Raw genomic sequence first — 21,633 nt, forward strand, 5'->3', positions numbered from 1 at the left:
TCCCTTCTTACCTTTAATATCGTCCGGTGTATTCAGTATTGGCTTAAAAATTTTGGCAGGCATGCAGGCTCGGCTGGCGACAACTTTTCTGGGGGTTCTCCTGTTCCTTTGCGCGCAAGGCCAGACGGGTAAAGTGCCGCCACAGCACCTGGACCCCGCCAGCTATGTCGCTGGTTCGGTGTGGGTAAAACTTAAGCCTCAATACAAAGGCATTTTTGAATCCAAATCCGCCACGGCACGAATGCCCGCGGCGGTCCGGTCGGCGCAAGCCCAACCTTTCGTGTCGCAGGCCGTGCAGCAAAGATCGCAGGGGCGTCTCGGACCCCGAAAACTGAACGTCGACATTTCCCTGTATTATCAACTCGCCTTCGACAAAAGCCGGTCGATGGATGACTACATCGAGGAGCTTTATGCCACGGGTTATTTTGAGACTGTGGAGCCCGAATACACGGTGTCGTCACTGATGACCCCGAACGATGCCTCCATTGGTCAGCAATATTATCTGCAAGTTATTCGTGCCTACGAAGCCTGGGATGTTACGCAGGGTGACGAATCGATCGTGATCGGCATTGTCGACAGCGGCGGCGACCTGGATCACCCCGACCTGCAAAGCCAACTTTATATTGACCCAGCCGAGCCTCTCGATGGCCTGGACAATAACGGCGACGGCTACATCGACAACAACCGCGGCTGGGATTTCTCCGGCGCCAAAGCTTCGCTCGTGGGCACACCGGGTTTTATTGGCGACAACGATCCTTCCGTACCGAAGGGAAATCTATTTGGCCACGGCACCATGGTGGCGGGCTGCGCGGGCGCGGCAACGAACAACAGCATCGGCATTGCCGGTGTGGGCTTCAAAAGTAAACTGCTGTTCACCAAGCATTACTCCGACGATCAGCCCGACAACGCCTCCTCCTATTCTTCCAACACGTATTTCGGCATGTTGTATGTCGCCACACACGGCGCAAAGATCATCAACTGCTCGTGGGGTGGAAGCAACGCCAGCAGCATCGCCCAAGACCTCATCAACCACGTGACCCTTGACCTGGGGTGCTTAGTGGTCGCCGCCGCCGGCAACAGCAACGTAGAGACCCCGTTGTACCCGGCCGCCTACGACAACGTGTTGTCCGTGGCAGCCTCCGATGAGAACGATGTCCGCTCTACGTTCTCAAACTTCGGTGGCACGGTAGACATCACGGCACCTGGCTCCAACATCTACACCACCATCTTCGACAACAGTTATGGCATTGACGGTGGCACCTCTTTTTCGGCACCCATCGTCTCCGGCGCAGCGGCGCTGTTGTGGGCCGTAAATCCCTCTCTGACACCTTTGCAAGTAGCGGAGCAGTTGAGAATCTCTTCTGATGCCACCCTCTATGATAAAAACCCCGGCTACCTCAACAAGTTGGGCAAGGGTCGCCTGGACATTGCCAACGCGCTCACCTTTCAGAGTCCTTCCATTCGCGCCAGCAAACAACTGCTGGTGAAAGACGACGGCACACCCCCGGACCGGGGCGACGACGCCAATTTGTATTTTGATTTTACCAACTATCTGAAAGCTTCGTCCAGTGGCCTGACCGTTACGCTTTCATCATCGTCGACGTTCATCACCATCACACAAGACGTCCTTAACCTGGGAAGCATTCCGGAGAATGGCAAAGTGCACAACACCAACACACCCTTCAAGCTCTCGCTCTCGCCAACCGCCCCCATCGATCAACCGATCGAAATCCTGCTCACGTTCAAAGACGGTGCCTATGAGGATTTTCAATTGTTAAACTTTGTCGTGCCGTCTTTTATCGATATCAATGAAAACAACATTACCACCACGCTGAGCTCTGCGGGCCGCATTGGGTTTTCCAATCCCGAATCTCAAACCAATGGCTCGGGATTTATTTATAACGACCGGTCGCTGTTGTATGAAATGGGGGTGATCATGGGAACATCGTCGTCGGTGCTGTTCAACAATGTGCGGGCGCTGAGCGGTCAGTATGACCAGGACTTTACACCGGCAACCAAGATCATGAAGTCGACACCCGGCACGCGGTCATATTCTGAAGTGAGTGGCGCCTTTCAAAACGCTCCGGATGCGGCGTCAGCATCCTTGCTCATTTCGTATCGCAGCCTGGTTTGGAAAAATGTGCCGTATCAAAATTTTGTCATCCTGGAATACACGATCAAAAACACGGCAGCCACGGCGTTCAATGGTTTTTACATGGGTCTTTATGCCGACTGGGATGTAGAGAACAGCGGCGCGGGCGACCGCGCCTCGTGGGATGCCGGCACGCGCCTGGGCTACATCTATCCCGCCCTGCCCTCCACCTCGCCCACAGTAGGCATCCAGATGCTGAGCACCAAGCCCCAGTATTATGCCATCGACAACGACCAGAGCATTGTCGGAAATCCTTTCGGTGTCTATGACGGCTACACCGACGCCGAAAAATTTCTCTCCATTTCCAGTGGCCTCACCAAGACCCAGGCGGGCGATCCCACCACGGGCAATGATGTGAGCCACGCCGTGGCCTCGGGGCCCTACACCATCAATGCCGGCCAGGCGATCACGATCGCTTTCGCCCTGCACGCCGCGGGCAACACGGCCGATGCGATCACCAGCGCCAAGTATGCCGACTCGGTTTACAACTATACATTGAAAGCGCCTGTGCCCACCGTTGCCGATGTGGAAGTCTGCTATGGGTCCAGTGCCCTGTTGCACGCCACGGGAGCAACCAAGTTCAACTGGTACAAAGATTTTACCGGAGGCGAGCCCGTGCACACCGGATCTGACCTCTCCACCCCGGGCCTATTTAACGACACGGTGCTGTACGTTTCAAACGCCAACAAGTCCTATGAAAGCCTGCGCACGCCGGCGCATGTGTTTGTGAAGTCCAATCCCACCATCACCGCTTCGCGCAGCCCCATTTTATGCGAAGGCGAATCGGTTACGCTCTCCGTAAATGCTGCCGATGAATATACCTGGAACACAGGCGAGAAAACGCAAAGCATCGAGGTGAGCACGGCGGGCACCTACAACGTGGTGGTGCGTGACAATGCGCTGAATTGTACTTCCCCCGACGCCATCACCGTGACCGTGAAACCTGTGCCCTCCGCCGCATTCACCATGTCGGACGATCTTACGCCCGGCACGCCCGTTCAATTCACTCCCGACCACACACCCGATGCCGAATGGTTTTGGGAGTTTGGCGATGGCGCGGAAAGCAATGACGAAAGCCCTATGCACGTGTATGACGCTTTGGGCACTTACACCGTTTCTCTTATCGTGACGGCGTCTAACTATTGCCAGAGCACTTCGACGCAACCCATCGACATCATTACAAACGCTGAACATGGCATTGGAAATCAGCTCACGGCCCATCCCAACCCGGTGAACACGGCCGTGGTGCAAATAAATTATCCGGGAAGGGAAAACGCCACGCTCACGCTCTTCAACGCGCAGGGACAACACGTGCTGGACGATTATACGACGGGCAAACTGAATGACTATCCCCTCAACCTAAGCCGGCTGGCCAACGGTGTCTATACCCTGACCGTGACCACGGCCACGGGCGCATCCCGAACGATGAAGATCGTGATCCTGCGCTAGGGCTACTTTACTTTTGCAAACGATTTGGCGAGTTTGCCGATCTCCTCCACCGGCAACTCGCTTCCCGACCGCACCACCACGCGATAGCGGAATGTCGTGGATTCATCTTTTTTTAGTGCCAGGTATAGTTTCTCCGTACCCTTGCTAAACACTTCTTGACCCAACGGGTTGGCGGCAAACAAACCATAGCCGCGAGCGTGCCAGTAGGTAGGATATCCGGCATTTTTTGGATGATCGATGATGGTGATGGAAACCGGCTGACGGTTGATCTTTCCGTGCAAACTCACCCAGGTGCCACGGGTGCCCCACACGTCGTTGCCTTTCTTCCCTTCGCTGCTCAGGTATTCACCGGTAACGCCTTCGTTGCTGATGGCCGGCACCGAAGTATAGTTGCCTTGATTGTCCACAAAGATCTGCGCCTCGTCGGAAGGATGTTCCAGCTGCCTGGCCACGCGTATCCCCAGAAATCCATCCTTCACATCATTGAACTGAACAGTGGGCGCCACTGCCGTGAGCTGGGTGACGCGATCGATGATAAAATTGTTGTCTTCGACCTGGAATGTATACAGCGTCTTTTCCTTCAACAGGATCTTGCCATAGTGATCCACCCAATTCGCCGTGACCTCTAGTTTCGCCTTGTCCTTGCCGGGCGAACTTTGCATCACCGACTGATGCACGATGCTCCCATAGTGCGGACGGTCCTTGAAAGGGATGGCGGTAGAATTGTTCCAAAAGTCGAGGCCGTTCACATATTCATAGTTCAACCACATCCCTAAGTGGTGCGGGTGATCTACCCGCTCACCCGGGCGTGGCGCCATGGGCCATCCGCGCGTCACGGTAATGCCTCCCAGGGAGTTGATGGGATAAAGAATGGGCTTCATCGCCGAGTCGGCGTAATAATAGGAGGTGAGCAGCTTGCCGTTGTAGAGTACGTCGATTTGCTTTTTATCCATTTGATCGACGAGGTGAAAACCGTCGTCCGTTTTCTTTTGCGCGATCAGGGGAAGCTGCATCAACAGGAAGAAGAAGAGGAATATTTTTTTCATAGGGAGGTTCAAAATTTCCCGCATTCCTGTCGTTGATTTTTTTCGACAGGAATGCAGGTATTAACAAGATCGATCTATCAATATTTAAACGGCTTGCCGTTGGCTATCACTTCCTGCGTCTTCTCGTCGAAGGTGGCGCGGGAGCCGGTGTGGGCGGCGGCGGTAGACATGATGCTGGCAATGGCGTGTGAATAGCCGGCCTCGACGGGCGCGTTGGGCTCCTGGCGGCTGCGCACGCATTCCATCCAGTTGCGCATGTGGGCCGAGGTAAGTGAGTCGCCACCCGTGTTGGCGGAGGCTACGACTTTTTCGGCGGATGCGGTGAGGTCGAGGTCAGGCAAAAGGTTCGCATGCATGCCCATGGCACTGGCCATTTTTTCGGAAAGGCCTCCTTTGTTGGATACTTTGTTGGTGTTCAGATTCAATTCACCGCCGTTGGCGTAATAGATCTCTGCTGGATTTTCATCGCCGTTGTGCATACGCGACGTGAAGATCACCTGGAAGCCCGAGGTCGGGTCGGTTTCCGGTCCATAGTCGAAGACCACGGTGGTGGTGTCCCAATTCTTGCGGCCGTCTTTCCATTGGTAGATGCCGCCATTGGATACGGCGCTGCGCGGATGTTTCAAGCCACTGAACCAATGCACCGTGTCGATCTGGTGACTCATCCACTGACCGGGCATACCCGACGAATAGGGCCAGAACAAACGGAACTCCAGGTACTTCCGGGGATCGAATGCTTCCACGGGGCGGTTCATCAAAAAGCGTTTCCAGTCGGTGTCTGCCTCGCGGAGTTTTGCCACCATCTCGGGTCTGCGCCAACGGCCGGGCTGGTTAACATTCCAAGTCAGTTCCACCATGGTGATGTTGCCAAACTTGCCGCTTTTAATAAAGTCGTTGGCCGCATGATAGTTTTTACCGCTGCGGCGTTGCGATCCGATCTGCACGATCTTTTTGGATTCACGAACAGCCTTCAGCGCCGCGCGATTGTCCTCCATGGTTTCGGCAAAGGGTTTCTCCGTATACGTGTCGCAACCCGCTTTCACCGCTTCGATGGTGTGGAGCGCGTGCTGAAAATCCGCCGTGCTAATGATCACGGCGTCGATGTCTTTGGTCTTATACAATTCATCGTTGTTCACACAGGCCTTGATGTCGTGGCCAAATTTTTCTTTGAGATAAGCTTGTCCTTCCTCACGGCGATATTTCCAAATGTCAGAAACCGCCACGATGTCGAAGTTGAGTTCTTTGTAGTGGTTCATGAACGAGGGCAACAGCGCTCCCCTGAACCGGTCGGAAAAACCCACTACCCCCACCCGCACGCGGTCGTTGGCGCCGATGATGTTGGCATAACTTTTTGCACTGAACGCCAGCGCCCCCATGGAAATGGCGGTGGACCGTTTGATGAATTCTCTTCGTGTACTACGCATACTGTCTTGGTTTTGAGGTTAGGCGTTTATAAATATTTTTCGATGACTAAAGATTCAGACGATTGATTTCCTTCACGGCATGGTCGCAGGCCCGGGCGGTCAACGCCATGTAGGTAAGCGAAGGATTCACACACGCCGACGACGTCATGGCCGAGCCGTCGGTGATGAAAACATTTTTTACTTCGTGCATTTGATTGAACGCATTGAGCACCGACGTTTTGGGATCGCGCCCCATGCGCGCCGTTCCCATTTCGTGATTGGCATTGCCGGGAAACGACGTGTTCATTTGCGTCTTCACATTTTTATAGCCGATGCTCTCCAGCATTTCGCCCATGGTCGAGGCCATGTCGCGCTGCATCGCTTTTTCGTTCTCTTTGAATTCGGCGTCGATGTTCAACGTGGGCCGTCCCCATTTGTCCCTCACGGAGGAGTTAAGCGTAGCGCGATTTTCCGCATAGGGCAAACATTCGCCATAGGCACCAAAACTGATGGACCAGTCCATCGGTTGCTGAACCGCTTCTTTCAATTCGACCCCTAAGTGTGTGCTGTTGGTATACGACGACCATCCGCCGCGGGAAGCATCGCCCTGGTAGCCATAGCCGCGGATAAAATCTTTGTGTTTGTCTTTCAGGTTTCTAAACCGGGGAATATAGATCCCGGTAGGTCTTCGCCCGAAATAATAAGCGTCTTCAAATCCCTCCACCGACGCGCTGGCGCCCGCTCCTTTATGATGATCCATAATGTTGCGCCCCACCTGGTCGCTGCCATTCCCTAAACCATTGGGGAAGCGATCGGATGTAGAATTCAACAGAATATGGGCCGTAGCCAGTGTGGCCGCATTCAAAAACACGATGCGGGCATAGTATTCAACTACCTCGTTGGATTCCGTGTCGATGATCTCCACCCCGGAAGCCCGTCCTTTTTCCGCATCGTATAAAACGCGGTTGACCAATGCATGCGGGCGCAGTGTCAGGTTGCCCGTGGCAAAGGCGGCGGGCAAGGTGCTGGCGTTGGTGCTGAAATAGGCGCCATAGGGGCAGCCGCGGTGGCAGAGGTTGCGGTATTGGCATTGGCCTCTTCCCTTCACGGGCTCCGTCAGGTTGGCCGCGCGCGAGATGGTGATGGCCACCTCGGGATATTTTTTGGCCATACGTTGTTTAAAATCCTTCTCCACGCAATTCATTTCCATCCCCGGCTGAAAGATGCCGTCCGGCAGGTGGGGAATGTTTTCGCGGTTGCCACTCACGCCGATAAAGCGCTCGGCATAGTCGTACCAGGGCGCCAGGTCCTTGTAGCGGATGGGCCAATCCACGCCGTGGCCGTCGCGGACGTTGGCTTCGAAGTCGAGGTCGCTCCAGCGGTAGCACAACCTGCCCCAGAGCACGGATCTTCCCCCGACAATGTCGCCGCGAACCCAGTCGAATCGCTTTACTTCGGTATAGGGATTTTCAAGATCATTAATATAGAAGGCTTTGTTGTCGCCGCGGAAGCTGTAGTGGCGGGCCTGGATGTGGCTGTTTTTCCGGTCCTCGGCGGTGAGCTTGCCCCGGTGATCCAGTTGCCACGGGTCTTTTGTGGAGGTCGGATAGGTGGGATGTTCCAGGGGTTTGCCGCGTTCCAGCAGCAGCACTTTCAATCCTTTTTCACAAAGCTCTTTGGCGGCCCATCCACCGCTAATACCCGACCCCACCACGATGGCGTCGTATGTATTGGCCGCTTTTGTTTTTCCGTTCAGATTCATCCCGTTTTTCTTATGACGTTAAAAGTTGGAAAAATCCCCAATACTTTGGAAAGGAAAGTTTCAAACGGTAGCGTGACCGCTTAAAACCCGCCAATAATTAATATCCGCATTTTTGAAATCATTCCGATCTGTGTTTTATTTTTGCGCAATTTTGTTCACCCCATTCCCATCATAAAACAATGCCAAGAGACAGAAGTATTCGCTCAGTACTCATCATCGGTAGCGGTCCCATTATTATCGGTCAAGCATGTGAATTTGATTACGCCGGCTCGCAGGCGTCACGTTCGCTGCGCGAAGAAGGTATAGAAGTGGTGCTGATCAACTCGAACCCTGCCACCATCATGACTGACAAAGTGACGGCAGATCACGTGTATCTGAAACCGCTCACGAAAAAATCCATCCGCGAAATTCTGGAAAAGCATCATATCGATGCGGTGCTCCCCACCATGGGTGGGCAAACGGCGTTGAACCTGTGCATTGATTGCGACAAAGCCGGCATTTGGCAGCACTTTGGAGTGCGCATCATCGGCGTAGACATAAAAGCCATCGAGACCACCGAGGACCGGGAGAAATTCCGTCTCAAAATGATCGAGCTGGGCGTGATGGTCTGCAAAGGCGGCACCGCCACCTCGTTCCTGGGCGGCAAGGAGATCGCGCAGGAAATCGGCTTTCCCCTCGTTATTCGCCCATCCTATACCTTAGGCGGCACCGGCGGCGCGTTCGTGAACAACCCCGAAGACTTTGACGACGCCCTCAACAACGGCCTCCACGCTTCTCCCATCCACGAAGTGCTGGTAGAACAAAGCATTATGGGCTGGAAAGAATACGAATTGGAGCTGTTGCGCGACAACATCGGCAACGTGATCATTATCTGCTCCATCGAAAACTTCGACCCCATGGGCATCCACACCGGCGACTCCATCACCGTGGCTCCGGCCATGACCCTGCCCGATACCGTCTATCAGCACATGCGCGACCTGGCCATCAAGATGATGAACGGCATCGGCATGTTTGCGGGAGGCTGTAACGTACAATTCTCGCTCAATCCCGACGACGACAACCAGATCGTCGGCATCGAGATCAACCCTCGCGTGTCGCGTTCCTCGGCTCTCGCCTCGAAGGCCACCGGATATCCCATCGCCAAGATCGCCGCCAAACTGGCCATCGGCTATAACCTGGACGAGCTCTCGAACGCCATCACGGGTACTACAACGGCCTACTTCGAGCCGGCCATCGACTACGTGATCGTGAAAGTGCCCCGTTGGAACTTTGATAAATTCCACGGCGCCAACCGCCAATTGGGTCTGCAAATGAAGTCCGTGGGCGAAGCCATGGGCATCGGCCGCAATTTCCAGGAAGCTCTCCAGAAGGCGTGTCAATCGCTGGAGATCCGCAGGAATGGGTTGGGCGCGGACGGAAAAGAACTCACCAAACAAGACGAACTGCTCTACAGCCTGGAACACCCCAGCTGGAACCGCATATTCCATATTTACGACGCCCTGAAGCTAGGCATACCGTTGAAGACGGTCCAAAAGCTGACGCGCATCGACCGTTGGTTCCTCAAGCAAATTGAAGAACTCATTGAAGTAGAAAAAGAGATCTCCAAATACGAACTTCACACGATCCCCGCGGAGTTGATGCGCAAAGCCAAAGAAAAAGGCTACGCCGACCGCCAGATCGCTCACCTGCTGGATTGCTACGAAAGCGACGTTCACAACAAGCGCATCGACATGGGCATCAAGCGCGTGTTCAAACTGGTGGATACCTGCGCTGCCGAATTTGAAGCGAAGACGCCGTATTATTATTCGACGTTCGATACCGAAAACGAGTCGATCGTTTCCGACAGGAAAAAGATCGTGGTGTTGGGTTCAGGACCGAACCGCATCGGACAAGGCATTGAGTTTGACTACTCGTGCGTGCACGGTGTGTTGGCCGCAAAAGAATGTGGCTATGAGACCATCATGATCAACTGCAACCCCGAGACGGTTTCCACAGACTTCGACATTGCCGACAAGCTGTACTTCGAACCCGTGTTCTGGGAACATCTCTATGACATCATCCAGCACGAAAAACCCGTTGGCGTGATCGTGCAATTGGGTGGACAAACCGCTTTGAAACTGGCCGAGAAACTACACAAGTACGGCATCAAGATCATCGGCACCTCCTACAATGCCCTTGACCTTGCCGAGGACCGCGGACGGTTCTCCACGCTTTTGAAAGAGCTGGCCATTCCTTATCCCGAATTCGGCGTAGCTCAAAATGCAGACGAAGCCATCGAGGTATCGAAAACCATAGGCTTCCCGTTGCTCGTGCGCCCTTCGTATGTGTTGGGGGGACAAAGCATGAAGATCGTGATCAACGAACAAGAGTTGGAAGATCACATCCTCGACATCTGGAAACATCTTCCCGAAAACAAAGTGTTGCTGGATCACTTCCTCGACGGTGCCATCGAAGCCGAGGCCGACGCCATTTGCGACGGCACCGACGTGTACATCATCGGCATCATGCAACACATCGAGCCGGCCGGTATTCACTCGGGTGATTCATACGCCGTGCTGCCGCCCTACAACCTCGGCGACTTTGTGATCAAGCAGATCGAGCATTATACGCACAAGATCGCACTGGCACTGGAGACCGTAGGTCTGATCAACATCCAGTTTGCCATCAAGAACGACAAGGTATACATCATCGAGGCCAACCCGCGTGCATCGCGCACGGTGCCGTTCATTTGCAAGGCCTATGATGAACCGTATGTGAACTACGCCACCAAGGTGATGCTGGGCGAAAAGAAAGTGAAAGACTTCACCTTCAACCCCACCAAGAAAGGCTACGCCATCAAAGAACCCGTGTTCTCCTTCCACAAATTCCCCGACGTGAACAAGGAACTGGGCCCCGAAATGAAATCCACCGGCGAGTCGATCTACTTCATCGACGACCTGATGGACGATTATTTCATGAAGATTTATTCTGAGCGCAACCTCTATTTGAGCCGCTAACTTTCAGGGCGGCGTGTTTGCGGTGACAAAATCATCGCAAACACGCTGACCGCTAAGATTTTAGTTAAGAATTGTCCGTTTAAAACTGAACCTATACCTTTGTTTTCCGGTTTACCGGTTTAAAGCATAACGCTTATGGTTTTCAAATTCCTCCTCACCGTATTTCTTGTATCGTATGTGATCTATAAGATCGGCGGATTGTTCTTCCGGGCGGGAGCGGCTTCTCAACAATTTCGCAACCAGCAACAGCAGCAACGCCGCCATTTCGACGCGAACGAAGACGTGAAAAAAGACAAGAAAACGAAGGGCAATAACAAGGCCGGCGAGTACATCGACTACGAGGAAATAAAATAATCCTCCTCCACGCAACCTTCTCCCACGCAACAAGCGAAACTCCTGTGAAAATTCATTTCTATAAATATCAAGCCACGGGCAACGACTTTGTGGTGATCGACAACCGGGAAGCCGGTCTTTCGCTCACGCGCCAACAGATCGAGGCCCTCTGCGACCGCAAATTTGGCGTGGGCGCCGATGGTTTGATGCTTATCGAAAAACATCCCACCCTGCATTTCAACCTTGAATACTATAACAGCGACGGATCCCAAAGCCTTTGTGGCAATGGCAGCCGCGCGGCCGTTCAATTTGCCGCCCGGCTCGGAATGGTCAACGGCAAAGCATCCTTCAACGCCTATGACGGTGAGCACGTGGCCGAATTACTTCCTTCCGGCATCATCCGTCTGAAAATGAGTCCCGTCGGCGAGACCCGAAAAATTGGTGATGACTATTTTTTGAATACCGGCTCGCCCCATCTCATTCGGTTTGTTGACGACGTGGATGCCTATCCCGTATTTGAAGAGGGCCGCAGAATACGGTACAGCGACGCCTTCAAACCCGGTGGCGCCAATGTCAATTTCGTGGAACGCCTGCCCAACCAGGCCCTGAAAGTACGCACCTATGAGCGGGGTGTGGAAAACGAAACCTTATCGTGTGGCACGGGTGTCACAGCTGCCGCCCTGGCAGCTTCTTTCCTGGGCTACCCGTCGCCGGTGAGCATCCAAACCCGGGGGGGCAACCTCCTGGTGGAATTCAAATCCAGCCACTCCGGCACATTTGAAGAAATTTTCCTGATCGGGCCTGCCAAAATGGTCTTCGAAGGCAGTTTGGAACTGTAATTGTTCATCCTGAATCTCAAAAAACAAATTAACTTTAAGCCCCATTTGGGCAGTTAACCTTTTTGCGGATTTCTTATCGTTTTACCTCCCCGATGAACCCGTTCAAGGCTAACCTTAAACCGACTAATGACTGAAGTATGCTAAAATTCATTGCCAAGATCTTTGGGACGAAATCAGAGAAGGACATCAAGCGCATCATGCCTCTGGTGGAGGAAACCAAAAAGGCGGGAGAAAGGCTGACAACCCTCAGCAACGACGAACTCCGGAACGAAACCCAACTCATACAAGCCGAGATCAATGCCGATTTGCAGTCGATCGACGACAAACTGGCCGGGCTGCATAAAAAAATTGCCGACACTCCCGACATGGACATCAACGACAAGGAAGGTGTCTTTGCCGAGATCGATAAACTGGAAGGCGAACGCAACAAAGAACTGGAAAAGGTGCTTCTCAAAGTGTTGCCCCGTGCCTTCGCCATTGTTCGCGAAACCGCTCGCCGCTTCAAGGAAAACACGTCGCTGGAAGTGACCGCTCTTGACTACGACCGTCAATTTGCCGCCACGCAAGCCAACATCAAGATCGAAGGCGACAAAGCGATCTGGGCCAACCAGTGGATGGCCGCCGGAAACCTCATCACCTGGGACATGGTGCACTACGAGGTGCAGATCATCGGGGGCATCGTGTTGCATGAAGGCAAGATCGCCGAGATGGCCACGGGTGAAGGTAAGACGCTGGTCGCTACATTCCCCGCATTTCTCAATGCCCTTTCACGCCGCGGCGTTCACCTCGTAACGGTGAACAATTACCTGGCCGTGCGCGACAGCGAGTGGATGGCGCCGATCTTCCAATTCCATGGTATCACCATCGACTGTATCGATAAACACGAGCCCAACTCGGAAGCCCGCCGCAAGGCCTACCAGGCCGACATCATCTACGGAACCAACAACGAATTTGGCTTCGACTACCTGCGCGACAACATGGCCCGCGAGCCACAAGACCTCGTGCAACGCTCACACCATTTCGCGATGGTGGATGAAGTAGACTCTGTGTTGATTGACGAAGCGCGTACGCCGTTGATCATCTCCGGTCCCATTCCGCGTGGCGACGAGCACGAGTTCGCCGATCTGAAGCCCCGCATCTACAAGCTGGTGGAAGCACAGAAGAAGCTGGTGAACGAATATTTGAACTCGGCCCGCAAGCTCATCACCGAAGGCAACGAAAAAGAAGGCGGCCTCCCGCTCTTCCGCGCCTTCCGCGCCATGCCCAAGCACAAGCCCCTCATCAAATACCTGAGCGAAACGGGTACGAAGACACTCCTGCAAAAAACAGAGAACTATTACCTTCAGGATAATAAGCGCAACATGCCGGAGGCCGACAAGCCTCTGTATTTTATTATCGATGAAAAAGACAACAGCGTAGACCTCACCGAAAAAGGCATCGACCTGATCACCGGCGAAGGCGAAGATCCAAAATTCTTTATCCTCCCCGAGATCGGAACCGAATTGAGCCACATCGAAAAAGATGCATCGCTCGACGAGGCCGCCCGTTTCCAGAAGAAGGAAGAGGTGATCCGCGACTACCAGATAAAATCACAGCGCATCCACAGCGTGAACCAGTTGTTGAAGGCCTACACGCTTTTCGAAAAAGATACGGAATACATCATCGTAGACGGCAAAGTGAAGATCGTCGACGAGCAGACGGGCCGCGTCATGGAAGGCCGTCGCTACTCCGACGGCTTGCACCAGGCCATTGAAGCGAAAGAAAATGTGAAGGTGGAGGATGCTACGCAAACCTACGCCACCATCACCCTGCAAAACTATTTCCGCATGTATCACAAGCTGGCCGGTATGACCGGAACAGCTGAAACGGAAGCCGGTGAACTCTGGGACATTTACAAGCTGGACGTGGTAACCATCCCTACCAACCGGCAGGCTGTGCGCAAAGACTACGACGACCTGGTCTACAAGACCACGCGCGAGAAATTCAACGCCGTGATCGAAGAGATCGTGAAGCTTACCCAGGAAGGCAGACCTGTGTTGGTGGGTACCACTTCGGTGGAAATCTCGGAATTGGTGAGCCGCCTGTTGCAATTGCGAAAGATCAAACACCAGGTGTTGAACGCCAAACAACACCAGCGCGAAGCAGAAATTGTTGCCGAAGCCGGTAAGCCGGGCACCGTGACCATCGCCACCAACATGGCCGGCCGGGGAACGGACATCAAGCTGACCCCCGAATCGCGTGCCGCCGGTGGTTTGGCCATCATTGGTACAGAGCGCCACGAATCACGCCGTGTAGACCGCCAGTTGCGCGGTCGTTCCGGACGCCAGGGCGACCCGGGAACATCGCAGTTCTATGTTTCGCTGGAAGACAACCTCATGCGCATGTTCATGCCCGAGCGCATCGCCAAGTACATGGACCGTCTCGGTCTGAAAGAAGGCGAAGTGATCCAACACTCCATGGTGACCAGCTCCATCGAGCGGGCACAGAAAAAAGTGGAGGAAAACAACTTTGGTATCCGCAAGCGCTTGCTGGAGTACGACAACGTGATGAACTCACAGCGCGAAGTGATCTATAAACGCCGCCGCAACGCCTTGTTTGGCGAACGCCTGGAGTTGGACATCCTCACCATGCTGTACGACACTTGCGAAGACATGGTGATCAACGCCAAGAACGCCACCGACTACGAAAGCCTACGCCTGAATGCGCTCAGCACATTGGGCCTGGACTATGAAATATCACGGGAGACATTCGACAAAATGGATCAGCAGAAACTGACCGACGATCTCTACCACAAAGCCCTGGAACACTATCATCGCAAGAATAAGATGGTAGCCGAAAAAGCATTGCCCATTTTCCGCGACCTGTTCAAGGCCCGCGGCGCAACGGTCGACAACATCATGGTGCCCTTCTCCGATGGCCAAAAGCAGATCGGTGTGGTGGCCAACCTGGCAAAGACCCTGCAAACAGAAAATGCCGAGCTGATCAAATCCATGGAAAAGATGATCGCCCTGGCCATCATCGACCAGCTTTGGAAAGAACACTTGCGCGAGATGGACGACTTGAAGCAATCCGTTCAGAATGCCGTCTACGAACAAAAGGATCCTTTGCTGATCTATAAATTCGAAGGCTTCGAATTGTTCAAGCGCTTCATCGCTAAAGTGAATGAAGACACGATCTCCTTCCTGTTGAAAGCCGACATTCCCGTGCAGCAATCCAACGACGTGCAGGAAGCCAGAGCACCCCGCACCAAGGTGAAGCTGAACGAACAGAAAGAAGAGTCACGCTCATTGCTGAGCGGTGGTGGTGGCGGCGGCGAAGGATCGCAGCAGCAACAACAACCCAACCGCCCCCCGCAGGAGAAAGTGATGCCCGTTAAATCGGAGAAACTTGCCGGTCGAAACGACAAAGTGAGCGTTCAGTACCCCGACGGAAAAGTGTTGCGCGACGTTAAATACAAAAAGGTTGAGGACGATATTCTCCACAATCGCTGTATCATAATCGACTAAAGCTTATGGCATCATTGCGTTATTCGGTCTACATCCTGGGTTTGGGGCTTTTCGTCTTCGGATGCGCCACCCAGAGGAAAACTTCCACGGCTTCGACCGGGGGTGGAAAATACACGGAGGATCTGTCGATCTACCGGCCAAAGCCGGACCAGGTCCCCACCACGACCACCACCGGCACAACGACCACTCAAACCCCGGATACCCGCAAGCCTACGGCCTATGTGGAGCCCAAATATGCCGTCAACAAAAAAGTTGACGTAGTGCTCGACAGCATCGACCGCTATAACCTGCAAGGCAACGCCGTTGACGGCTTCACCATCCAGATCTATTCCGGATTGAAACGGGAGGAGGCCCTCAATGCCAAGAAAACCCTGACCTCCGCGTTGCCCGATCTGGACGCCGATGTGCAGTATGCTCAACCCAACTTCCGGGTGAAGGTGGGCAAGTATATCAGCCGCCTGGATGCCCAGAAAGATTTCACGGAAGTAAAAAAACGGTTTCCCACCGCCATCATCATCCCCGATAAGGTGGCCATCAACTAAAATGGCTTTCTCTCACGACCGGGCGATCTCCAATTTTTAAATTATTCTTGGCCACTGCAATCTGGTTGCAGTGGCCTGATGTAAATCGCATGTGGGCCTCCCATCCCCATGCATCATGATGATTTACGTCTTGCTCGTACTCATAGCCACCTCGTTGCTGGTCCATGTTCACCAGCTGATCCACCGGTTGAACTGCGACGCGGAAATACAAAAGCTTCAGGCTCGTGCGGAATCCGTAAAGTCAAATGACTATCAAAAAGAATTTGTGCACGAGCTCATCGACCAATATGAACATGAGCTTCAAAAAATGGGTGCCGAACTTCACGACGAGCTCATCCAAAAGCTGACGGTCTACCGGCTCTACGTCGACAAACTGGAATTGGCCGATAGCCTGATGACCGTACACATGATCACGTCACAAATGAAAAAAGATTTCCAGCAGATCGTGGCTTCTATCCGCAAGATCTCGCGCCACCTTTTGCCCGACGATGAGATCAATTCCTTTGGAGGCCTGATGCGCGAACTGTGCCGGAGAATCGAAGTGCCTGGCGTGGCCTTTATTGAGTTCAGCAGCGAGGGAAAAGAATGCGAGCTGATCCCCGCACACCGGCAACACCTGCTGCGCGTCACGGAGGAGTTGGTGAACAACATCCTGAAACACACCATCGCGTGGCACATCCTGGTGCATCTTAAATTCACAATCGATGAATTATACATCATCATTGAAGACGACGGCCAGGCCTTTCACGAACTCCGCGACACCCTGAACAAAACCCGTTCGCTCTTCTTTCCCCTGCGCATGCGCCTGAGTATGCTCGATGCCTCGATAAATTTTCGTCAGGGTGCCAAGGGCACGATCGTCACGCTGATCTATCCTTTTCAGATCAAGCCGTTGTTGTAGGCAAAGGCAATCAGTTCGGCCGTGTTTTGTGTTCCCGTTTTTTTTAGTAACCGGCTGCGGTTTGTTTCACAGGTGCTCATGGCGATGTTGAGCCTTTCGGCAATGCGCTTGGTGGGAAGACCGTCAACGATGGCGCGCAGCAAACGAAATTCCTTGTCGGTGAGCTGAATGGGTGGCGGCGAATTGAACTCTGAAATTTTCCTGGAGCAACTTGAGAATAGCCGGTGGAAAATATTGGTTCGAATGGATGACGGCGTCGATGGCTTTGCGCACTTCGTCGAAGCCGTTCAGCTTCTGCACAAATCCGTGGATGCCGGCGCGCAGCAAATTGAATTGAAGCGCTGTGCCGCTCAGGCCCGACACGACAATGATCTTGGTGTCGGTGTATTCGCTCACCACTTGCTTCACCACGTTCATGCTGGGTATGCCCGGCATTTTTGCATCCAGCAAAATGATGTCGATGGATTGAATGGCCAAGATAGCCAGTACTTCATCGCCGCTGCCAGCCTCTACAACAGAGGCAACCATGGGTTCCTGTTCAAGCAAGGCCTTGAAGCCTTCCCGCACCATGCGGTCGTCTTCGGCGAGAAGGAACGTGAGCTTCTTTTTTGACGTAGAAAATGACATCTCGTAATTTGTGGAGAAAACTTCTAGGGCACACGCCCTGTTTTCTGCACATTTTCAAGCCATTAATACAAAAAAAGCCCCGGCGCTTTATGCCCGGGGCTTTTTTTAGACCGGAAGGGATCATTTAATCCTTATCCGGGCGAAGGGAATTGATCCAGGCTGCAATTTTAAGGGCTTCGGCTTTTGGCACTTGCGGCATAGGCGCCATGGGTGTTTCATGCTCGGGCCAGTTCTTGGGTTCGGGGTTATAGATCAATTGCACAATGCGCTCGTTGCTGTACTTGCGCTTGGCCACATCGGCAAAGGCAGGGCCCACCTGGCGTTTGCTAGCTTGATGGCAGGCTGTACAAGTATTTTTAACGAGCAGCGGTTCAATCTCTGCATACGTCGGAGCTTTCACCGATGCTGCGGCGGGCTTGGTAGCGGCAGCTGTTTTTGCCACCACAGGTTTCGCCAATGGAATAGAACGTTTCGTGCTCCATTCGCTTGCCGGCAGGGCTGCGCCTTCGGGTATATTGTTAAGGGTATAATAGGCGGTGGGGTGCAATACGGCCAGTCCGTTTTGCGTGCGGATCCCGCCCACTATGATTTCGTGCAAATAGTATTGCCGCAGGTTGTCGATCACTAGCCGGACTTTCTTGCCGTCGTCGGAAACTTTGACGCCTTTGATGTTGAGTTTCTCTTCGTTAACGGTAGGGCTACCATACACAGCGTGGTATTTGTAGATGAAGCTCCGGCCGTTATAAGACGACAGGTCTTCGGCCAGTTTCTTATCCACCGGTTGTGTGAACTCGATTTCAAACCCATCGGGCATGGCGTGGACAGTATACATTTCCAGCGGTGCTTTTCCGGTCCAGACCAGGCGTTGCAAACCGGATGTGGTGGTGCCGGCCGATCCCCAACCGCGGTTGGTCTCGCCCACGAACAGGGAACCATCGTGTCCCCAGTTCATCCGCAACACTCCCGATTGAAAGCTGCTTTTAAAATCAAACGCCACGCCTTGATATTCGCCTTTCACTTTTTCCATGACCACGCGCATGATCTTGCTTTGACCTTGATCGCCGACAAAGATCTGTCCGGCAAAAGGGCCGAACTTTCCATTGGTGTCGTCGGTGATGATCTCCGAATTGGAGATGCCCAGCACGCCGTGCGGCAGCATGATGGCGGGGAGTCTGGTTTCGGGGAATTCTTTTTTCACCTGGTAAAGAAACGCGGGTGTTTCGTTTACCACGTTCTCGGGTTTCACGTATTGTCCTTCGCGCTTAACCTGGCGTGGATCAAATTTTGCGTATAGCTGGGCCGTAGTCAGTTTCACGGGTGAATCGGGCAGGCTGGTCCAGCGCAGGCCGGCGGGGTGACCGGTGAAGCTTCCTTTGGTGAGGTGATAGATAGAGCCGGTGCCTTGCCAGTCGCCCTGGTTGTCGTCATAGAACAATTCGCCATTGATCATGCCAATGCCGCAGGGCGAGCGCATGCCGGTGGCCCAGGGTTCCAACGTGCCATCGGTATGGATCTTCATGGTCCAGCCGCGATAGGGTACACGGCTTTCGCCACGCCACCATTCTTCGTCGCCAAAGGCCACATTGCCGGTCACAAAGAAGTTTCCGTCGGGAGCCAGCTTGGGACCGAAGGAATATTCGTGGTAATGGCCGGAGAGCGGCCAGGCGTATACGGTTTCATAGACGTCGGCTTTGTCGTCGCCGTCTTTGTCGATCAGCTTTGTGAGCTCGCCGCGTTGGGCGGCATAGAGGGCGCCCTGGTGATAGAGCAGACCGAGCGGCTCGTGAAGACCGGAGGCAAACAAAGTATACTGCGGGGCAGAACCATCGGCATTTTCAATGATCCACACATCTCCGCGACGGGTGCTCAACGCGATGCGTCCATCGGGCAGCGTAGCCACGCCGCCCACTTCCAGCAGCACGCCTTCGGGTGTGGGCACGGTGATGACCCTGTAGTATTCCTCTTCCTGAGGGGTTTGTGCCATCGCGCTCGCGGCTCCGAAAGCCAGAAGCGCACAAGCGAAAAATTTCTTTGCAATAGAGTTCATTTTCTTAGCGTTCATGGTTACCAGATCACGGAATATTTTACAGCACTGTCTACGGCCACGATCAATTCTTTCTTGCCGTTCACATCGCGCACAACGGGCTGGCCGGTGGTCACTTTGATGTAATACTGCTTGTCGTCAATGGCATAGGAACCGTCGGGCATTTGTGCGATGGTGCGGCCTTCGCCCAGCTTGTAGTACAAGCCGGTTTTGGTGCCGCGGTTCTTAATATTCACTTCGTGCGTGATGACCCTGTTCTGGTCGTCGGGGTAGATCTTGTCTTCTACGTCGAGGCCTTCGTAGGTATACTTAAATATCGGGCGGTGTGTGGACGGCTCAAGCTCAAATCCTTTGCCGCGGTGTTCGTTTGCTTTCACGAGGTCTTCCTTCAGGATCACGGGGAACGGTTCGGTTTGAGACGCAAGGAAAGCCAACGGCTGGTTGTTGAACAAATATTGCGTTGCTCCTCGCGGACGGAAGGAGCCATCGCCACGATCGTGCCACATGGGAGTGGCATCCACAAACGAGCCATGCCAAACGCACACCAAGTTGCCCGATTTCATATCGTAGACATAGTGCGTACCACTGGGATCGGCCACGCCGATCGTATGCGTAAGACGCTGTGCACGGTCGCCTTTAAAATCCAGAAAAGCGCGCAACAACCTGGGTTCGCTAGTGGCGTCGAGATAGATGGGCGACACCGGTTCGTCGTCGGGAGGAAGCGAATTGAAAGCGTGCAGTGCCTGCGGATAGGTGGTAGCGCTCTTCACGGTGAGACCGAGGCGCGGTGGCATCCACGATGCGTCTTTGTAATTATAAATCTCGACAGGTACTTTGCCCGCTTTCAGCGTGATGGTTACCCATTGATCGGCGTAGGCATCGGGGCGTTGCAGATCGGTGAGTTGTTGATTGTTGATGATCAGGCGACCCCCTCCCGTATGAGCCAATTGAAACTGGTACGTGCCATCCTGTGGTACATTCAGATCGGCTTTGTAGGAAACACCATAAGCATTCTCATTCGTCAGGACTTCGCAGGTAAGCTGAGGAATTGATCCTGTGACAGCGGGCTTCAGTGAAGCGAAGTCCGAGATCGTTTTGAAGTTTCCGTAGTAGGTATTGTAGGTGATGTTGGAGAGCGAGAAGTTCACCTCTTTCATGAGGCGATAGGACATGTTGCGGATGGCAACCGGGCCATGGTCGCCCTGGATGAGCAGCGGGCCCATGGGCTTTTCGTTGTTTTCGATGGGTCCGCCTGTGGGCAAGGGCACCTCCACGTTATCGTGGATGAGCACGCCATTCAGCTCAACGGATACGAAGCGGGCATTGGCAATTTTTTGTCCGGCAGCGTTGAAGCGCGGGGCCCGGAACGACACTTTGAATTTCTGCCACAGACCGGGAGCCTTTGCGGGATTGGAGAGCGGGGCTTTGCCCATATAGATCTTGCCCTGTTCGGTTTCCCAGTTGCGATAGATGCCCCCGATGTCGGAGAACTTCGGATCTTTCACACCCCAGCTGTCGAACAGCTGCATTTCGTAGCGGCCTTGGAAGTAGACGCCGGAGTTGGAACCCCGGGGCAACATCACTTCGAACTCGAGTTCGATGTCACCGTGCTCGAAGGCGGAGACCAGGTTGTCTTTTTTTGTTTCGTCGTTCAGGTTGAGCAATATGCCTTTGCCGGGTTGGAACGAAACGACCTGCGGCTTTGCCGGTGCGGCCTCGTCTTTGGAGCGCTTGCTCTTCTTTTTGGTTTCGGGAGCAGCCGGTTTATCGTGCGCCTCGTGAATGTCTGCCGCGGGATTTATGGTCACATCGCCCACGACTTGCCAGTTGCCGGCCTGGGGTCTGAAATCGGACAAATCTTCGAAGGAAACTTTCCTGAACGTCGATTCCTGCGCGCGCACCGCCAGGCATCCGGCCATGGCGATCACCAGGAAAAAACATCTTTTGACATTGTACATGATGAAAAAGGATTAGAAATGAAGTTCGCTAATATCGACCATGGATCTTTAATCGCAAAGATTGTTCACAAAATA

At 53.6% G+C, this 21,633-nt stretch carries 14 protein-coding genes; 7 read left to right on the forward strand and 7 right to left on the reverse strand.

Annotation, left to right across the window (positions count from 1 at the left end; genetic code table 11):
- Nucleotides 1-61: 61 nt before the first annotated feature.
- Nucleotides 62-3,601: a S8 family serine peptidase gene (locus tag BUB30_RS13660; protein WP_073134454.1), complete on the forward strand. Its 3,540-nt coding sequence runs from the start codon at nt 62-64 to the stop codon at nt 3,599-3,601.
- Nucleotides 3,602-3,603: 2 nt separating this feature from the next.
- Here the strand turns inward: BUB30_RS13660 and BUB30_RS13665 are convergent, their stop codons facing one another.
- The 3 genes from BUB30_RS13665 to BUB30_RS13675 form a co-directional block, all read right to left on the reverse strand.
- Nucleotides 3,604-4,647 (reverse strand): DUF6807 domain-containing protein, encoded by a 1,044-nt coding sequence (locus tag BUB30_RS13665; protein ID WP_073134456.1) that lies wholly within the window; start codon nt 4,645-4,647, stop codon nt 3,604-3,606.
- Between the two features lie 77 nt (nt 4,648-4,724).
- Nucleotides 4,725-6,071, reverse strand: coding sequence for a Gfo/Idh/MocA family protein (locus tag BUB30_RS13670; protein ID WP_073134458.1), 1,347 nt, complete (start codon nt 6,069-6,071; stop codon nt 4,725-4,727).
- Between the two features lie 46 nt (nt 6,072-6,117).
- Nucleotides 6,118-7,812: a GMC oxidoreductase gene (locus tag BUB30_RS13675; protein WP_073134460.1), complete on the reverse strand. Its 1,695-nt coding sequence runs from the start codon at nt 7,810-7,812 to the stop codon at nt 6,118-6,120.
- Between the two features lie 179 nt (nt 7,813-7,991).
- On the opposite strand from BUB30_RS13675, the gene carB reads away from it, so the two are divergent.
- From carB to BUB30_RS13705, 6 genes are all read left to right on the forward strand, one after another.
- The gene (gene carB, locus BUB30_RS13680) at nt 7,992-10,808 is read left to right on the forward strand and encodes a carbamoyl-phosphate synthase large subunit (protein ID WP_073134462.1); all 2,817 of its coding nucleotides are present in this window, start codon (nt 7,992-7,994) and stop codon (nt 10,806-10,808) included.
- Between the two features lie 135 nt (nt 10,809-10,943).
- Nucleotides 10,944-11,162, forward strand: coding sequence for a hypothetical protein (locus BUB30_RS13685; RefSeq protein WP_073134463.1), 219 nt, complete (start codon nt 10,944-10,946; stop codon nt 11,160-11,162).
- A 44-nt stretch (nt 11,163-11,206) separates the two neighbouring features.
- Nucleotides 11,207-11,980: a diaminopimelate epimerase gene (gene dapF / locus BUB30_RS13690; protein ID WP_073134465.1), complete on the forward strand. Its 774-nt coding sequence runs from the start codon at nt 11,207-11,209 to the stop codon at nt 11,978-11,980.
- A 137-nt stretch (nt 11,981-12,117) separates the two neighbouring features.
- The gene (gene secA, locus BUB30_RS13695) at nt 12,118-15,486 is read left to right on the forward strand and encodes a preprotein translocase subunit SecA (RefSeq protein WP_073134466.1); all 3,369 of its coding nucleotides are present in this window, start codon (nt 12,118-12,120) and stop codon (nt 15,484-15,486) included.
- Between the two features lie 5 nt (nt 15,487-15,491).
- Entirely contained in the window at nt 15,492-16,028 is a 537-nt protein-coding gene (locus tag BUB30_RS13700; RefSeq protein WP_073134468.1) for an SPOR domain-containing protein, read from the forward strand.
- 115 nt (nt 16,029-16,143) lie between these two features.
- A complete protein-coding gene (locus BUB30_RS13705) occupies nt 16,144-16,929 on the forward strand; it encodes a sensor histidine kinase (RefSeq protein ID WP_143164896.1) in 786 nt (261 codons plus the stop codon).
- On the opposite strand, the gene BUB30_RS35170 is transcribed toward BUB30_RS13705, so the two are convergent.
- From BUB30_RS35170 to BUB30_RS13725, 4 genes are all read right to left on the reverse strand, one after another.
- Nucleotides 16,908-17,072 carry a response regulator transcription factor gene (locus BUB30_RS35170; RefSeq protein ID WP_178377100.1) on the reverse strand — a complete coding sequence of 55 codons (165 nt, stop codon included), beginning with the start codon at nt 17,070-17,072 and terminating at the stop codon, nt 16,908-16,910. The two genes, BUB30_RS13705 and BUB30_RS35170, sit on opposite strands and share 22 nt — an antisense overlap.
- Nucleotides 17,053-17,556: a response regulator gene (locus BUB30_RS13715; protein WP_073134471.1), complete on the reverse strand. Its 504-nt coding sequence runs from the start codon at nt 17,554-17,556 to the stop codon at nt 17,053-17,055. Before BUB30_RS13715 ends, BUB30_RS35170 begins: the two co-directional genes overlap by 20 nt.
- Nucleotides 17,557-17,680: 124 nt before the next feature.
- A complete protein-coding gene (locus BUB30_RS13720) occupies nt 17,681-19,618 on the reverse strand; it encodes a DUF7133 domain-containing protein (protein WP_394333996.1) in 1,938 nt (645 codons plus the stop codon).
- A gap of 2 nt (nt 19,619-19,620) precedes the next feature.
- Complete coding sequence (locus BUB30_RS13725) at nt 19,621-21,558, reverse strand: 3-keto-alpha-glucoside-1,2-lyase-like domain-containing protein (RefSeq protein ID WP_073134473.1); 1,938 nt, start codon at nt 21,556-21,558, stop codon at nt 19,621-19,623.
- Between the last annotated feature and the right edge of the window lie 75 nt (nt 21,559-21,633).

Source organism: Chryseolinea serpens (assembly GCF_900129725.1).
GTDB lineage: Bacteria > Bacteroidota > Bacteroidia > Cytophagales > Cyclobacteriaceae > Chryseolinea > Chryseolinea serpens.

Bases quoted from the DNA above. Each gene is read 5' to 3' on its own strand.
- BUB30_RS13660 (WP_073134454.1), top strand. From the start codon at position 62: ATGCAGGCTCGGCTGGCGACAACTTTTCTGGGGGTTCTCCTGTTCCTT.
- BUB30_RS13665 (WP_073134456.1), bottom strand. From the start codon at position 4,647: ATGAAAAAAATATTCCTCTTCTTCTTCCTGTTGATGCAGCTTCCCCTG.
- BUB30_RS13670 (WP_073134458.1), bottom strand. From the start codon at position 6,071: ATGCGTAGTACACGAAGAGAATTCATCAAACGGTCCACCGCCATTTCC.
- BUB30_RS13675 (WP_073134460.1), bottom strand. From the start codon at position 7,812: ATGAATCTGAACGGAAAAACAAAAGCGGCCAATACATACGACGCCATC.
- carB (WP_073134462.1), top strand. From the start codon at position 7,992: ATGCCAAGAGACAGAAGTATTCGCTCAGTACTCATCATCGGTAGCGGT.
- BUB30_RS13685 (WP_073134463.1), top strand. From the start codon at position 10,944: ATGGTTTTCAAATTCCTCCTCACCGTATTTCTTGTATCGTATGTGATC.
- secA (WP_073134466.1), top strand. From the start codon at position 12,118: ATGCTAAAATTCATTGCCAAGATCTTTGGGACGAAATCAGAGAAGGAC.
- BUB30_RS13700 (WP_073134468.1), top strand. From the start codon at position 15,492: ATGGCATCATTGCGTTATTCGGTCTACATCCTGGGTTTGGGGCTTTTC.
- BUB30_RS13705 (WP_143164896.1), top strand. From the start codon at position 16,144: ATGATGATTTACGTCTTGCTCGTACTCATAGCCACCTCGTTGCTGGTC.
- BUB30_RS13715 (WP_073134471.1), bottom strand. From the start codon at position 17,556: ATGTCATTTTCTACGTCAAAAAAGAAGCTCACGTTCCTTCTCGCCGAA.
- BUB30_RS13720 (WP_394333996.1), bottom strand. From the start codon at position 19,618: ATGAACGCTAAGAAAATGAACTCTATTGCAAAGAAATTTTTCGCTTGT.
- BUB30_RS13725 (WP_073134473.1), bottom strand. From the start codon at position 21,558: ATGTACAATGTCAAAAGATGTTTTTTCCTGGTGATCGCCATGGCCGGA.